At 65.5% G+C, this 14,061-nt stretch carries 14 protein-coding genes; 5 read left to right on the forward strand and 9 right to left on the reverse strand.

Annotated features, from left to right (window positions below; translation table 11 throughout):
* Nucleotides 1–208: 208 nt before the first annotated feature.
* From PMI42_RS11540 to PMI42_RS11550, 3 genes are all read right to left on the reverse strand, one after another.
* Nucleotides 209–1,138, reverse strand: a complete 930-nt coding sequence (locus tag PMI42_RS11540) for a carboxylesterase family protein (protein WP_035965307.1) — start codon at nt 1,136–1,138, stop codon at nt 209–211.
* 109 nt (nt 1,139–1,247) lie between these two features.
* Nucleotides 1,248–1,742 carry a hypothetical protein gene (locus PMI42_RS11545; protein WP_008133918.1) on the reverse strand — a complete coding sequence of 165 codons (495 nt, stop codon included), beginning with the start codon at nt 1,740–1,742 and terminating at the stop codon, nt 1,248–1,250.
* A gap of 24 nt (nt 1,743–1,766) precedes the next feature.
* Nucleotides 1,767–2,162, reverse strand: coding sequence for a DUF3606 domain-containing protein (locus PMI42_RS11550; RefSeq protein WP_008133920.1), 396 nt, complete (start codon nt 2,160–2,162; stop codon nt 1,767–1,769).
* Between the two features lie 268 nt (nt 2,163–2,430).
* On the opposite strand from PMI42_RS11550, the gene PMI42_RS40015 reads away from it, so the two are divergent.
* Nucleotides 2,431–2,571, forward strand: a complete 141-nt coding sequence (locus PMI42_RS40015; protein ID WP_008133926.1) for a hypothetical protein — start codon at nt 2,431–2,433, stop codon at nt 2,569–2,571.
* Here the strand turns inward: PMI42_RS40015 and PMI42_RS11555 are convergent.
* The 3 genes from PMI42_RS11555 to PMI42_RS11565 are packed head-to-tail and all read right to left on the reverse strand — an operon-like array spanning nt 2,568 to nt 6,379.
* Nucleotides 2,568–4,154: an ATP-binding protein gene (locus tag PMI42_RS11555; RefSeq protein WP_008133928.1), complete on the reverse strand. Its 1,587-nt coding sequence runs from the start codon at nt 4,152–4,154 to the stop codon at nt 2,568–2,570. The genes PMI42_RS40015 and PMI42_RS11555 overlap by 4 nt on opposite strands.
* Nucleotides 4,151–4,864, reverse strand: a complete 714-nt coding sequence (locus tag PMI42_RS11560) for a response regulator (protein ID WP_008133930.1) — start codon at nt 4,862–4,864, stop codon at nt 4,151–4,153. The genes PMI42_RS11555 and PMI42_RS11560 overlap by 4 nt, the downstream gene beginning before the upstream one ends.
* Before the next feature lie 12 nt (nt 4,865–4,876).
* Nucleotides 4,877–6,379 carry a DUF4153 domain-containing protein gene (locus PMI42_RS11565; RefSeq protein ID WP_008133932.1) on the reverse strand — a complete coding sequence of 501 codons (1,503 nt, stop codon included), beginning with the start codon at nt 6,377–6,379 and terminating at the stop codon, nt 4,877–4,879.
* Nucleotides 6,380–6,565: 186 nt separating this feature from the next.
* Between PMI42_RS11565 and PMI42_RS11570 the strand changes: the two genes are divergently transcribed.
* Nucleotides 6,566–7,966 (forward strand): glycoside hydrolase family 3 N-terminal domain-containing protein, encoded by a 1,401-nt coding sequence (locus PMI42_RS11570; protein WP_008133934.1) that lies wholly within the window; start codon nt 6,566–6,568, stop codon nt 7,964–7,966.
* On the opposite strand, the gene PMI42_RS11575 is transcribed toward PMI42_RS11570, so the two are convergent.
* The 3 genes from PMI42_RS11575 to PMI42_RS11585 form a co-directional block, all read right to left on the reverse strand.
* Nucleotides 7,905–9,527 (reverse strand): ABC transporter substrate-binding protein, encoded by a 1,623-nt coding sequence (locus PMI42_RS11575; RefSeq protein ID WP_008133937.1) that lies wholly within the window; start codon nt 9,525–9,527, stop codon nt 7,905–7,907. The genes PMI42_RS11570 and PMI42_RS11575 overlap by 62 nt on opposite strands.
* Before the next feature lie 94 nt (nt 9,528–9,621).
* Nucleotides 9,622–11,076, reverse strand: coding sequence for a dihydropyrimidinase (gene hydA / locus PMI42_RS11580; protein WP_008133939.1), 1,455 nt, complete (start codon nt 11,074–11,076; stop codon nt 9,622–9,624).
* Nucleotides 11,077–11,188: 112 nt separating this feature from the next.
* On the reverse strand, nt 11,189–11,797 hold the full coding sequence (locus PMI42_RS11585) for a TetR/AcrR family transcriptional regulator (protein WP_081502895.1): 609 nt from the start codon (nt 11,795–11,797) through the stop codon (nt 11,189–11,191).
* A gap of 101 nt (nt 11,798–11,898) precedes the next feature.
* On the opposite strand from PMI42_RS11585, the gene PMI42_RS11590 reads away from it, so the two are divergent.
* From PMI42_RS11590 to PMI42_RS11600, 3 genes are all read left to right on the forward strand, one after another.
* A complete protein-coding gene (locus PMI42_RS11590) occupies nt 11,899–12,594 on the forward strand; it encodes a PspA/IM30 family protein (protein WP_008133943.1) in 696 nt (231 codons plus the stop codon).
* A 40-nt stretch (nt 12,595–12,634) separates the two neighbouring features.
* Nucleotides 12,635–12,910 carry a YiaA/YiaB family inner membrane protein gene (locus PMI42_RS11595; protein ID WP_008133945.1) on the forward strand — a complete coding sequence of 92 codons (276 nt, stop codon included), beginning with the start codon at nt 12,635–12,637 and terminating at the stop codon, nt 12,908–12,910.
* Nucleotides 12,911–13,086: 176 nt separating this feature from the next.
* Nucleotides 13,087–14,061, forward strand: a 975-nt coding sequence (locus PMI42_RS11600; protein ID WP_008133946.1) for a GNAT family N-acetyltransferase, incomplete at its 3' end; no start/stop codon positions are given.

A 14,061-nucleotide genomic window follows, 5' to 3' on the forward strand; every position in this document is an offset into this window, starting at 1 on the left:
CGCGCCGGGAGCCTCGAAGGAAGAACGGCCACCGCTGCTACGGCGCGGAGAGACCCGGGCCGTCGTCCTTCGAGGGCCGCTGAAGAAGCGGCCACCTCAGGATGACGGTGATAGACTGATTGTCGCGGTTGGAATGCGCGGCCGCCCGTATGGGTCCAGCAATATGCAGGGGCTGGCAGTGCAGGAGCTTCAGTGCCCCGCAACGCCGCTACGGCAGACCCCGCGCCTCCAGCTGATGCACCAGCAGCAGCGTCGGCTCCGCAAGGCTGTCGCCGGAGCCATCGAGCCCGAACGCCGCGGCGATGCCGTCGCGGCTGCGCAGCAGCGTCGCGCGCGGGCAGTGACCGGCGCCGCACAGCGTCTTCTTCAGGGTCTCGCCCTGCGCCACGATGCCGGCGGAATCGTCCGCGGCCCAGGCCAGCACGATCGGCACGTCGACATTGAGGATGCCGGGGAAGACCGATCGCTTGTCATATTGGGTGGCGTCCGTGCCGAGATAGGCCTTCTCGTTGTCGCTGGCCGCCTTGCCGGCGCGATAGATTCCCGAAATCAGCACGACGCCCGCGACGTCGGCACGGTCGGTCTGGAGCTCGGGATGCGCCAGCAGGGTGGCGACGTGAAAGGCGCCGGCGCCGTAGCCGACCGCGACGATCTCGCGGGCATCGCCATTGAACAGGTCGATATTGCCGTGGATCCAGGACAGCGCCGCCGCGACGTCGGTCGCCCCTGCCGGCCAGGTCGCTGTCGGTGCCAGGCGATAATTGACGCGCACCCCGATCATCTCGTTGCGCGCGGCAAAGCACATGGCCTGGTCCTGGATCTCGCGGGACAGGTCCGGCGCCGCGCGATCGCCCGTAAAACTGTCGCCGGCCACGAACAGCAGCACCGGCCGCGGCGTATCCGCCTTGGTCGCGCTGGTCGCGACGTCGAGCACATTGGCCTCGCTCTCGCCGTAGCGCAGGCCGCGCGAGAAGGTGACCTGCTCGCACAGCCGCGCGGTGCCGCCGGCGGTGGGGTCGCTGTCGGTAAGCCCGGTCAGCACGAGATCGGACGGCGCCGTCGGCCGCGTCGGAACCGGACCATGCGCGGAGGCTGTCGAGAGGGTGAGAACAAGCAGAAATGCGAGATAATTCTTCATCATGGTGCCGGGCCTTGCGCGCTCATATTGGCTCGCTCTTGGGGCCTGTCTTTTCAATTCGCCTTATTAGTTGGCTGGTGTTGAGGCGATTTGACGGCACCTGCGGCGCTCAATTCCCCGGCTGGAACGTGCAATCCGCCCCGCTGCCGTCCTTCCGCCTGATCGCGTTGGGGTCGATCGTGCAGCTCAGCTTGGCGAGGCTCTCGAAATTCGATCCCGCCGCGCCGTCGGGCGGAACGCCGGCCAGTGCTTCGGTGGCGAAGATTTCGTTGGCGGTGGAGCCGTTCACGGTCCTCACCTTCTTGCCGAAGGTCACCTCGCAGTTGCGAACGGTGATATCGACATTGCCGGTGCGGCAGACGATCCGGTCCGCCGTCACCACGATCGCCTTCTTGTAGGGGATGTCGGCATTGGCGGCGAACAGCATCGCCATCGCCTTTTTCTCCGCGCCCGTCAGGTCCGGCGACAGCGGCGCGATCACGCCCGCGAGCGCCAGTGCCGTCGAGCCCGAGACCTTGGCCGGCGCCGCGCCGGAGGCGCCGGCGACGTGGGATGCGCCGGCAACAACGAGGGCGCAGGCGAGGATCAATCGGCCGGATTTCATCCCAGTCTCCATGGGTCCGAGGTCTCAGGCGGCCTTTTTCCGCTTGACCGTCTTCTTCGCCTTCTTGGCCTTCTTTGCCGCCTTCTGGGCCGCGAGGTAGGCCCCAACCTTCTTGGCGGAATGGCCGGCCGCGGCCACGGCGGCCTTCAGCTTGGCCGGGGTGATCTTGAACTTCTTCGACCAGTAGCGGACCTCGTAGGCCTCGCTCAGCGCGATCCGGCTCTTGTCGGAGGCGCGGTGCTTCTGAAGCTTGATGTAGGCCTCGACCTTCTTGGCGGAGTGGCCGACCTTCTTGACGGCGTATTTCAGCTTGGCCGGCGTCACCTTGAACTTCTTCGACCAGTAGGCGACTTCGTATTTTTCGGTGAGCGCAATCAGGGCGCGATCGGCTCCGCCCCGCTTTGCCTTGTTGTCGGCCATGCATTCCTCCTGCCTTGGACGGCGCGCAGTCTAGCATGCAACCGGATTCGGAAGGCAAGGCGTGGTCCGCGCGGCGTTTGCGCGGAGCGGCCGTTTTGCACGGTTACGTCAAACGCTTGTGCGGTGCGACCTCGGCTCGTGCCGGACCAGGCCCTCTACTGTGCATGGGGTTGTTTTCGCATTTTTTGCCGGTCGCGCGTCCGTGACGGAACCTTTTGGCGGCTGATGCGACTTATCCATGACACGGGGAAACACGTGCGAGGCAGTCATGGCACACAAGCATACCGCCGATCCCACCGAGATCATGCGGGCGACAGGTCACCCTGAGCTGGAATATGCCGCCGGCTGGACCATTGCCGGTCTGGTCACCATCGGCACCATCGTCGCCGCCTGGGTGTTCGCGATCTAGGCGACAGGGAATTGGAGTTCGAAGGCCGCGCCCGCATCGGTCGGCTTGAGCCTGATCGAGCCGCCATGGCTCGCCATCACCGCGCGCGCGATTGCCAGCCCCATCCCGGTCCCGCCCTGGTCGCGGCGTGTGGTGAAGAACGCATCGAAGATCCTGTCCCGGTTCGGCGCCGAGATCGGCTCGCCGTCATTGCTCACCGTGAGCAGCAGGGTCGTCCGCCCGTCCACCGCTTCCAGCCTGATTGACTTGGCCTTGTGCCGCATCGCGTTGTCGGCGAGGTGCGACAGCACGATCAGCGCCTTCTCCGAGGACATGCCGATCGCCCGGTCGAGGCTGCCGCCGGCCTCGATTGCGCTTTCCGGAAACCGGGTCCTGAGGTCGGCGATGACGGATGCCAGCTCCGTCCGCTCGTTCTGCGGCAGGCTTTCGGCACGGGCGAGCTCGCGCAGCCGCTGCGCCATCGCCTCCAGCCGCTGCGTGTCCGACAGGATGTTGGCGATGAACGTCCTCTGCTCGGCCGGTGTCAGGCCCTCCGGCTTGCCTTGAAACGAATCCTGCAACAGCTCGGCCGCGCCCTTGATCGAGGTCAGCGGCGATTTCAGCTCGTGGGTGAGGTGGGCCGAGAAGGTCGCGATGTAGTCCGAGCGCCGCGCCAACTGCTCGGCCATGCCGAGGAAGCTGTGCGAGAGCTGGGCGAACTCGCGGGTGCCGTAGTGCCGGAGCGGCCTGAACGCCGCGCGGTCGCCGCGGCCGATCCGTGCCGCGCGCTCGATCAGCTCGCGCATCGGCAGGGTGATGGTGCGGGAGAACACCAGGCCAATCGCGATCGTGCCGAGGATCACGGCCAGCCCCGCCAGAATGAACTTGCCGCGCTCCTGGTAGAGGTGGTCGAAGATGTTGCTGGGGGTCCGCGTGGTGTAGATCACGCCTGCGACGCGGTTGTTGACGATCACGGGCATCGCCGAGAACACGTGGACGCCGAGGCCGCGGCTGAAGGAATAGATCGGCGGCGGAGGCTTGTCCGGCACGCGGTTGCGCAAGGTGGCACGGTACTGCCCGTGCAGCGCGTCCGCGACCTCCTCGATATGGGCGAGCGACTGCCCGACCTCCTGGCGCCCGGCGATCACCACGCCCTGCGGATCGAGGATGCGAAAGCCGGCCAGCGTTACCTTCTGGGTCTCGCGGATGATCGGCGTCAGTCTTGCGCCGATCTCGACATAGGCGGGCTGCGCCGGCTGGGGTGCCGCCAGCGCATCCGGCCGCCGCCGGAGCAAGTCGTTGGCGGTCAGGTCAAGCGCGGGCCGGATCGGCGTGACCTGGTCGCCGGGATCGGGCAGAACGTTCGGCGGCACCTCGGCGCCGAGCACCAGGCCGCTGTCGAGCCTTGCCGTGACCTCCTGCGCATAGATCGTCGCGAGCACCCGGCTTTGCGCGATCAGCTCGGCCTGGGTCTGGCGGATCAGCTGGTTGTCATAGAGGCGGAAGAAGAACAGGCCGACCAGCGGCAGCACGCCGACGGTCGCCAACACCGTGAAGATCACGAGGGTGAGCGACGGCCGCCATTTGTCGGGCGCTGCGCTCATGTCTCCTTTGCCTCTGTCTCGCAGCGGCCGAGCTTGAAGCCGACGCCGTGGATGGTCTCGATCACGTTCTCGCAATTGTGCGCCGCGAGCTTGGCGCGGATGTTGCGGATGTGGCTGTCGATGGTGCGGTCGGAGACCTGGATGTTGAGCTGGTAGGCCGCCCGCATCAATTGCTCGCGGTTGAACACCGAGGTCGGCCGGGTCAGGAACGCGCGCAAAATGCCGAACTCGATCGCGGTCAGCTTCAGCGGCGTGCCGGCGAAGGTTGCGACATGCTGCTCGGGATCGATCAGCAGGCCGCCTTGCGCCAGCGCGGCCGGCCCCGCCTTGGCCTCGCCGTTGCGCGGGCTGAGGCGGCGCAGGATGACATTGACCCGCGCCACCAGCTCGCGCGGGCTGAACGGTTTCGTCACGTAATCGTCGCCGCCGATCTCGAGGCCGAGGATGCGGTCGATCTCCTCGTCGCGCGCCGACAGGAACAGGATCGGCACGTCGGACGTCTTGCGGATCTCGCGGCAGACGTCGAGGCCGTCGAATTCGGGCATGCCGATGTCGAGTACGATGAGGTCGGGCTTGTCGGCGGCGAAGCGGAGAAGCGCCTCCTTGCCGTCGCGGGCCTCGATCACGTCCATGCCGGCCTTCTTCAGCGCGACGCGGATGACCTCGCGGATATGGCCCTCGTCGTCGACGATGAGAATGCGATGCGCCAAAAGACTCTCCGCTCACCCTGCCGGCTGATTGCCGGGCCGGCCTTTGGCCTCGGCATCGAGCCGGCGCTGCAGCCGCCAGCTCCGAAAGCCCCAGGCTCGCCAGGCCATGTCCAGCCGCTGAGCTTCTACAAGCCGATCGCGGCGCCGCGCAAGGCAGTCGTCGCTCTGGCGATGGGCGATCACCTTGTCGAGCGCGGGCAGCGCCTGCGGCCCGAGGGTGAGGAGATAGTTGGCATCGATCATCATGCCCTTGCCCGACATTTCACTGCTGTGCGCCAGATTGTAGTCGGAAATGAACGCATCGAAGTTCACTAGCGAGACAGTGTAGAGCACGATCGTTAACGCGATCAGATTGGCACTGATCAGCCACCGGTTGGGCCGGTCGAGCGCGATGCGGGCGACGATCAGGATCAGCCCGAGTGCCACCAGCCCCATCCAGATGAAAGCGGCGATGCGCCAATAGGTCAGCATGTAGATGTCCACGTAGAGATCGAGGCGGAGGATGGAGGACGCGACCAGAAGCACGTTCTGCCCGACCCAGAGATAGACCAGCGGCCGGATCACGTTTGACTTCTCCGCCGGTCCGCCCGGACGCATCGCTGCCAGGACGAAGGCGGCGGCGAGCAGGGCGGTGGCGATCAGCGGGTAGGCGCCGCGATGGGCATAGGCCGCATAAGTCATGTTGGCCGGCAGCGCCACGTGGCCCCAGAGATAGATGCCATCGAGAATGGACTGTGCCGCGAACAGCAGATTGAACAGGATCAGCGAGCGCAGGATGGTGGAGGGGCCCAGGAACTCGGCCGAGACCAGGGGCGGCAGCGGCGGCGGCACGGGGCCATGGGCCACGGTCGCGGTGACGATCGTCCTGCGCCGCCAGCGCACATGGATGAACGGCCAGACCAGCGCCAGCATCATGGTCCAGAACAGCACGCGCGGGATGCTGATATAGCCGAGGATGAGCTTTGGATTGAGCAGGGACACCCACTGCTCGATCACGGGATTGGCAGCCGCGAACAGCGCGACGAAGACGGTGCTCAGGACGGCGGGCATCAGCCAGAGTGCGATGCCGCGGGTGAACCCTGACATGTTGAAGATCTGCAACGCGTCGAAGAAGAACCTGAAGGGCCCGAGCAGGACAAGGTTGCGCAGCGCGCGGGCGCGCTCGGCGAGCCCGGTCGTTTCCGGATTGGTCGCGAGCAGGAGCGCAATCGTCAGCGACGCGAGCAGGATCAGGAACGACAGCGTGTTGAGCTCCTCGACGGCCGGCACGAGACCGGCGACGAGAATGGCCGCGCCGACCATGGCGCGACGCAGATCCAGTGTCGCATGATTGAAGAACACCGAGACGCAAGCGATCGCGATCGCAAAGAGCGTCAACGACAGCCCGATCCGCTGGCCGTAGAACAGCCAGTCGGCGAGCGCGGCCAGCACCAGCGCGAGGCCGACCTTGGCCGGGATCGAGGAATGCCTGATCGGCTGGATTTCCGCCGCGATCGTCGAAGCCAGGCTCGTCATGTGCAGAAGACCTTTCGTGATGGTTGGCATCACGAAGTCTGAATGGCGCTTGTGCAGAACGTGGGATCATCGTCTGCACGGTTTCAGGAGGCTTTTGCAGTTTTCGTGCAGGCGCGCTTTTGCCCCTCGCGGAGTGCAATTCGCTTTGATAGGTGCGATGCGTTCATCACTTGGGCGTGACGCATCATGCAATTCCTCAGTCGCCTCGGTCTCATCCTGCTCTGGCTTGCCGCCCCCCTCGTCGCATTCGCGGCCGCAAACAAGAACGATCCCTATCTGCTCGTGTTGCGCGGCACCGGAAACATCGTGCTTGTCGTCGCGTGCACCGTCATCGTGACCGTCCTGCTGCGCAGGGGGCGGCGGGGCACCATCGCTGGCAAGCTGCTCGTCATGCTCTGGTGCCTTCCGCCGCTGCTGATGTTGGCGGCGCACCTTAAGTTCGAGCTGCGCAAGCGCGACGTCCTCAGCGCGAGCGCCGCGGAGACGCGCCAGCTCGGGTCTCACTTCATGGCCGGCTATTCCTCCTTCCCGGAGGTCGCGCGCCTTGCCGGGCAGGGACTGATCGGCGGCGTCTATGTCAGCCGGCACAATATCCGTGGACGAACGGTCGAGGCGCTGCGCGACGAGATCGCGGCGCTCCAGGACAAGCGGCGTGCCGCCGGTCTGCCGCCGCTGGTCGTCGCCGCGGACCAGGAGGGCGGCATCGTCGGTCACCTCGCGCCGCCGCTGACCAAGGTGCCGGCGCTGGCGACGCTCACCGGGCTCGCCCCCGACGAGCAGCAGTCCAAGGCCGAAGAGTTCGGCCGCATCCACGGCCGCGAGCTCGCCGGCCTCGGCGTCAACCTCAACCTCGCGCCGGTGCTCGACCTCAAGCCGCCGCAGCGGCGCAACCGCCTCGACTTCCATACGCTGATCGGCCAGCGCGCGATTGCAACCGATCCCGTCGTCGTCGGCACGATCGCAAGCGCCTATGTCCGCGGGCTGGAAGAGTCAGGTGTCGGCGCCACGCTCAAGCATTTTCCCGGCATCGGCCGCGTGCGCACCGACACGCATCATTTCAGCGCCAATCTCGATACGCCGGTGAAAGAGCTTGAAGCCACCGACTGGCTTCCGTTCCGCGAGGTGCTGGCGCATTCGCGCAGCGCGCTCATGGTCGGCCATGTCACGCTCACGGCCGTCGATCCCGATCGCGCTGCCTCGCATTCGAAGCGCGTCGTCCAGGGCATCGTCCGCGACAAATGGGGTTATCAGGGCATGGTGATGACCGACGACCTCGTGATGGGCGCGATCTACCAGAACGACGTCTGCAAGGCCGTGGTCGAGGCGATCAACGCCGGCGTCGATATGCTGTTGGTCGCCTATGACGGCGCGCAGTTCTACCGTGTCTTCGCTTGTGCGCTTGAGGGGTCGCGGCAGGGCAAGCTTGATGTGGCGATGCTGCGCGCGAGCAAGGGGCGGCTGGCGCAGGTCTTTTCGACTGAACAGGCGCGAGCTTCCTCGGGTCTGCCCGCCCCATCCGTCACGGTCAGCCTTTCGCGAACTGGCGATAGTCCGGCTCGCGATGAAACCAGAACTCGTAGCCGGTGATGGCCTTCTGCATGGCGACGTCGTGGATCGGCTGGTTGAGCGGAATGACGGGGACGTCACTCATGCAGAGTGCGATGAAATCCTTCACGCACTTGTCGTATTCCGCTGCGTCCGCAGTGAAGCGCGCCTTGTCGATCAGCGCGTCCATAGCCTTGTTCTGGTAGGAGGAGATGTTGAAGATCGAATTGTTGCCGTGGAAGTTCCAGTAGAAGTAATATTCGGGATAATCCAGCCAGCCGCTGAAGCGGTTGAGCGCGAGCGGCAATTCCTTCTTGTTCAGCGTCGTGCGCCAGTTGGCGCCGGGGATCTTTTCGATCGACGCCTTGATGCCGATCTTGGCGAGGCTCTCCTGGATCAGGATCGCGGTCGGCTCGCCGACGGTTGCCGTGCCCGTGTCGAGCGACAGCGTTGTCTCCAGTCCGGATTCGAACCCAGCCTCCTTCATCAGGGCTTTGGCCTTGTCGAGATCGGTGACGTAAGGAGACGGTTGCGGCCAGACCGGCTTTGAGACGTCGGCTGTGCCGCCATACATGGGAACGGCGCGGCCAAAGAAGGCGCTGCTCTGGATCTGCTCGTACGGCATCGCCCAGGCGATCGCCTGGCGCAGTTTGACATTATCGAATGGTGGCTTCGCGGTGTTCAGCGCAACGTACCACAGCGCGTTCGGGATCGGCACGCCCGAGACCTTGACCTTGCCCTCCTTGATGATCTGCTCGAAATCGCGCGGTGCAAAGCCGCTCGAAATATCCGCATCGCCGCGCTCCAGCATGGCGCGGCGGGTGCCGGCGGAAGGGACGTCGCGCGCGATCACGCGCTTGATCTTCGGCAGCGGTCCGCTCTTCCAGTCGTCGAAGCGCGCCAGAACCGTCTCGCTGCCGGGTTTCCAGCTTTCGATCCTGTAGGCGCCGCCACCGGCCTCGTTGGTCTTCAGCCAGGCCAGCGCCCAGGGGTCTTCCGCCGTCGCGTTCTTCTTCGCAAGTTCCGAGTTGATGATGAAGGGCACGACGACGGCGACGTTGAACAGCAGCATCTTGTCCTTGCGGACATAGTCGATGCGGAAGGTGTGGTCGTCGACCACCACGAACTGCTCGGGCTTCTCCAGCGAACCCGCCGACATCTGGAAGGTCGGGAAGCCGCCGACCTTCACCGCGCGGTCGAACGACCATTTGACGTCCTTCGCCGTGACAGGCGTGCCGTCGTGGAATTTGGCGTCCTTGCGAAGCTTGAAGGTGCAGGACATGCCGTCGGCCGCGACCTCCCAGCTTTCGGCGAGCTCAGGCGCGAGCTTCTCGCGGTCGTAAGAGATGGTGCCGTCGGGCAGCGTCTTGGAGGCGTAACTCAGCAGGCGATCGTAGCAATTCCAGGACAGGCCGTTCACGGTCTGGTTGGAGCCGACACCCTGCATGTCGAGCGAGTTCGGTCCGAGCTCTTGCACCACCAGCAGCGTCTCCGCGCGGCCCTGCGCAGAGGCGAGGCGCGGCGCGACGGCCGTCATTCCGACGATGCCGAGGCTACCAAGCACCACATTGCGGCGGCTGATGTCGAAAGGTGATGCGCTCATTGGTGCCTCTTTTGCGAGAATCTGCGATGGAAAGAGGCAAAGCGCATGCCATCGGCCGCGCTTCACGGCGTCGCATCCCGCGCCGATCGCGTTACTACGGCGTGACCGCGCCGCGGCTGACGGCGCGCGGGGCGGTCAGCTCTTTCCACGTCGAATTCGCCACGTGCACCGGCGAGAACGCCGGACGCTCGACATAGTGCCCATCGCCGGCTTCGGCGCGCAGATCGCCATCCTTCCACACGACACGGCCGCGCGACAGCGTCGCCGCCGGCCCGCCGGTGCATGAGAAGCCCTCGAACACGTTGTAATCGATCCGGCTCATCTGCCGCTTGGCGCTGATGGTCTTGCTCGCCTTGGGGTCCCACACCACGACATCGGCATCTGAACCGACGGCGACCGCGCCCTTGCGCGGATAGATGTTGAGGATGCGGGCGATATTCGCCGAGGTCACCGCGACGAATTCTTCCTTCGTCAGCCGTCCGGTGGCCACGCCCGCGGTCCACAACAGTGCGAGCCGATCTTCGAGGCCGCCGGTGCCATTCGGGATCTTTCTGAAATCGCCGAGCCCGAACCGCTTCTGCTCGGTGGTGAAGGCGCAGTGGTCGGTCGCGACCACCTGGAGCGAGCCGGATTGCAGGCCGGCCCAAAGACTGTCCTGGTGCGATCTGTCGCGGAACGGCGGCGACATCACGCGCTGCGCGGAATGATCCCAGTCCTTGTTCTGATATTCACGCTCGTCGAGCAGCAGATGCTGGATCAACGGCTCGCCATAGACGCGCTTTCCCGCTGCCCGTGCGCGCGCGATAGCGTCATGCGCCTCGCGGCAGCTGGTGTGGACGATATAGACCGGTGTGCCCGTCATGTCGGCGATCATGATGGCGCGGTTGGTGGCCTCGCCCTCGACCTCCGGTGGCCGTGAATAAGCGTGGCCCTCGGGGCCGGTGACCCCGCGAGCGATCAGCGCCTCCTGCATCAGGGCGACGACATCGCCATTCTCGGCATGGACCACCGGCATGGCGCCGAGATGGGCGCAGCGCGCGAACGAGTTGTAGAGCTCGTCATCGTTCACCATCAGCGCGCCCTTGTAGGCCATGAAATGCTTGAAGGTGTTGATGCCGTAGGTTTTGACCACGGTCTCCATCTCGTCATGGATCTGCTTCGACCACGACGTCACCGCCATGTGGAAGCCGTAGTCGGACGCCGCCTTCTCGGATTTGTGCCGCCATTCCTGATAGGCCGCGAGCATCGATTGGCCGGGATCGGGCAGGCAGAAATCCACCACCATGGTGGTGCCGCCGGTCAGCGCTGCCTTCGTTCCGGATTCGAAATCGTCGGCCGTCACCGTGCCCATGAACGGCATTTCGAGATGGGTGTGCGGATCGATCCCGCCGGGGATGATGTAGGCGCCGCCGGCATCGATGATCTCGGTGCCCGTTGGTGCATCGAGCGATGTTCCGACCGCGACGATGGTCTCGCCGTCGATCAGCACGTCCGCGCGGCGCGAATGATCGTGATTGACGACGGTGCCGCCGCGGATGAGGAGGGGCATGGGAAACTCCGGAAGAGAGGACGAGACGCCGCGAAAGCTATGCGCGCTGCCCGCGATGCAACAGGCGAAATTTTAGTCAGCCGTCGCCGCGGGTCTCGCTGCTCTCTCGCCTCTACGCCGCCCGCGCGACCAGGCCGTCGATCATCGCCCGCACGAGGCCGGCGATCTCCTTGCGCAGCGCCGGCAGGGGAACGGCGACCAGCTTCTGCTCGAGCCCCAGCGCCACCATGCCATGCACCGCCGAGAACAGGCTGCGCGCGGTGATGCCGAGTTCCTCAGGGCCGCGCTTTGGAAACAGCGCGGCCAGCGGCGCGTAGATGTGGCGGAACAGCTGCATCTGGTCCTCGATCGACCAGTCGGGCACTTCCTTGCCGGCCTCCATGCGGTGCTCGAACAGCGCGCGCCAGAGCTCGAGATTCTCCGCGGCGAAATCGCAATAGGCGATCGCGATGCGGACCAGCGTCTCCTGCGGCGAAGGCTCGCCTGCGCGTTCCGCCGCGCTGAGCGCCTCGTCAAGCCGAAGCAGCGTGCGTGAGCCGACGCGCAGGATCAGCTCGTCGACATCGGCGACGAGATTGTAGACCGCGCCATTGGCGCAGCCGATCTCGCGGGCCAAATCGCGGGTTTTCAAGCCCGCCAACCCCCGCTCAGCGATCATTCGCTCTGCCGCCAGGATCAGGTCGGCCCGCAGTTTCTCTCGACGTTCCAAGGCTTTAGACATTTGCTAACCAATATCTTGAGCGTCGCTCAAATTTATCTTGAGCATCGCTCAAGATGTGCTACAAAGCACCTGTGAGCAACGCTCATAACAGGGAGCTGCAAATGTTCAAGACCGTAGTGACACTTTTCCGCGGCAGCGTTGCCGCCGCAGGCGAGGAGCTGGAGGACCGTGCGGCCCTTCTGATCCTCGACCAGCAGATGCGCGATGCGGCTGCGGCCGTCGAGCGCAGCAAGCGGACGCTGGCGCTGGCGATCGCCCAGGACCAGCAGGAAGGCCGCAAGCTCGAGGCGACCGTCGCCCGCATTGCCGATCTCGAGACTCGCGCGGTTGCCGCGCTCGACGGTGGCCGCGAGGATCTTGCCAAGGATGCCGCCGAGGCCATCGCAGGCCTCGAGGCCGACCGCGATGCGGCGATGACGGCACGCGCACTGTTCGCGACCGAGATCGTCAGGCTGAAGCGCCACGTCGCGAGCGCGCAGGCCCGCATCACCGAGCTGGATCGCGGCCGCCGCGTCGCCCGCGCCTCGGAAGCGGTGCGCTCGCTTCGCCGCAGCGGCATCGAGGCGGCACGCCCCTACGAATCCACGCTGCCGGAGGCGGAGAGCACCCTGAGGCGCCTGCGCGAGCGGCAGATGGAGGCCCAGGCCGCCGATGACGCGCTGGTCGAGCTCGATGCGGCCAGCGGTCCGCTCGCCACCGCCGAACGACTCGCCGAGCAGGGCTTTGGCCCCCGGCTGAAGACAACTGCGGACGATGTGCTGGCGCGGTTGAAGTCCAAGCGCACGCCGACTGCCTGAACTCAAACCCGATCATCATTCAAATCGACAGGAGACCATCATGAACCAGAACGGCCAGCCCCACAGCAGCGCCTGGGTGACCTTCACTTACGCGTCCTTCGCAGCCTCCGCCTTCCTCATCGCGCTCGGCGTCTTCTTCCTGCCGATCGATCTCTGGATGAAGGGCTACCTCGCCATGGGCATCGTGATGCTGGTCCAGACCTGCATCACCCTGACCAAGACGGTCCGCGACAATCACGAGAGCAGCCGGATGGTGAACCGCATCGAGGATGCCAAGGCCGAGCGCCTGCTGATGGAAGTGTCCAAGGCGGCGTAATCCCGGCAGTTCACATCGAGCAAGACAGCGGCGGGGCAGCAAGCTCCGCCGCTGCTGTGTCGGAACTGCTGATGTCCCTGAAGATTTCATTTACCCTCCGATGACAGTGCCAGGTTGTGCTTATCGCTCCTTAATACGTGCGAGTGCACAGATCCCCACCGATCGAGGGAAGGCAGATGGCGTCTCTGGAGAACGGCGACACGGCGCCGCGCGCGAAGAAGGGCTTTGCGAAGCTTGGTGCCACCGTCGCACGGCTGTGGCGACAGGCCGGCTTCTGGCTGGGCGCGCTTTTCCAGCCGACCATCGATCTCAGCCTGCGAACATCCCCGGGACTGCGGACGCGAATCATCGAATCGCCCGGGCGGTCGCTGCCTCGCCCGGAACTCGATACGCTCGTCGACCAGTTGCGCGTCGTCGCGGCCAAGACGCTGCCGCAGGAGAGCCTGACTTACGGCATCTTCTCCGGCGAACCGGAGCGGCTTTCGCGCGCCATCGTCACCCTGATCTGCGAGGAGGGGACCGGGCGCCCGATCGCCTTCAACGCGCTCTCGGTCATGGACGTCACGCTCGACGGCCGGCCCGTCGAGGTCACCCATCTCGGTCTCGTCATGGTCGATCCCGATGTCCGCGGGCAGGGCCTCTCCTGGGTGCTCTATGGTTTGACCGCGCTGGTGCTGTTCGCCCGCGACGGTCTGCGTCCGAAATGGATATCGAACGTCACCCAGGTGCCGTCGGTGGTCGGCATGGTCAGCGACACCTTCTCGGATGTTTATCCGTCGCCGCTGCCGGGCGCGCGCCAGAGCTTTGCGCATTTGCAGCTCGCGCGCGGCATTCTGGCCCGCCACCGCGCCGTGTTCGGGGTCGGCGAGGAGGCAGGCTTCGACGAAGCGCGCTCCGTGATCACCAACGCCTATACCGGCGGTTCGGACGCGCTGAAGAAGACCTTCGAATCCGCGCCCAAGCATCGCAATACCATCTACAACGAATTTTGCGCGCGCGAGCTGGATTACGCTCGCGGCGACGACGTGCTTCAGCTCGGCCGCATCGATCTTGCGGGCGCGCGGCGCTACGTCATGAGCGAGGTCCCGCACGGCTCGCTGCCGGCGCTGCTCGCGGCATCGGCGATGCTGGCGCTGCAGCGGCTGGTGCTG

Origin of the sequence: Bradyrhizobium sp. YR681 (assembly GCF_000282615.1) — a bacterium.
In the GTDB taxonomy this organism is placed as follows: domain Bacteria; phylum Pseudomonadota; class Alphaproteobacteria; order Rhizobiales; family Xanthobacteraceae; genus Bradyrhizobium.

Coding starts and splice junctions, on each gene's coding strand:
- PMI42_RS11595 (WP_008133945.1), top strand. CDS start 12,635: ATGAACCAGAACGGCCAGCCCCACAGCAGCGCCTGGGTGACCTTCACT.
- PMI42_RS11545 (WP_008133918.1), bottom strand. CDS start 1,742: ATGAAATCCGGCCGATTGATCCTCGCCTGCGCCCTCGTTGTTGCCGGC.
- PMI42_RS11585 (WP_081502895.1), bottom strand. CDS start 11,797: ATGTCTAAAGCCTTGGAACGTCGAGAGAAACTGCGGGCCGACCTGATC.
- PMI42_RS11555 (WP_008133928.1), bottom strand. CDS start 4,154: ATGAGCGCAGCGCCCGACAAATGGCGGCCGTCGCTCACCCTCGTGATC.
- PMI42_RS40015 (WP_008133926.1), top strand. CDS start 2,431: ATGGCACACAAGCATACCGCCGATCCCACCGAGATCATGCGGGCGACA.
- PMI42_RS11575 (WP_008133937.1), bottom strand. CDS start 9,527: ATGAGCGCATCACCTTTCGACATCAGCCGCCGCAATGTGGTGCTTGGT.
- PMI42_RS11590 (WP_008133943.1), top strand. CDS start 11,899: ATGTTCAAGACCGTAGTGACACTTTTCCGCGGCAGCGTTGCCGCCGCA.
- PMI42_RS11550 (WP_008133920.1), bottom strand. CDS start 2,162: ATGGCCGACAACAAGGCAAAGCGGGGCGGAGCCGATCGCGCCCTGATT.
- PMI42_RS11540 (WP_035965307.1), bottom strand. CDS start 1,138: ATGAAGAATTATCTCGCATTTCTGCTTGTTCTCACCCTCTCGACAGCC.
- PMI42_RS11565 (WP_008133932.1), bottom strand. CDS start 6,379: ATGACGAGCCTGGCTTCGACGATCGCGGCGGAAATCCAGCCGATCAGG.
- hydA (WP_008133939.1), bottom strand. CDS start 11,076: ATGCCCCTCCTCATCCGCGGCGGCACCGTCGTCAATCACGATCATTCG.
- PMI42_RS11570 (WP_008133934.1), top strand. CDS start 6,566: ATGCAATTCCTCAGTCGCCTCGGTCTCATCCTGCTCTGGCTTGCCGCC.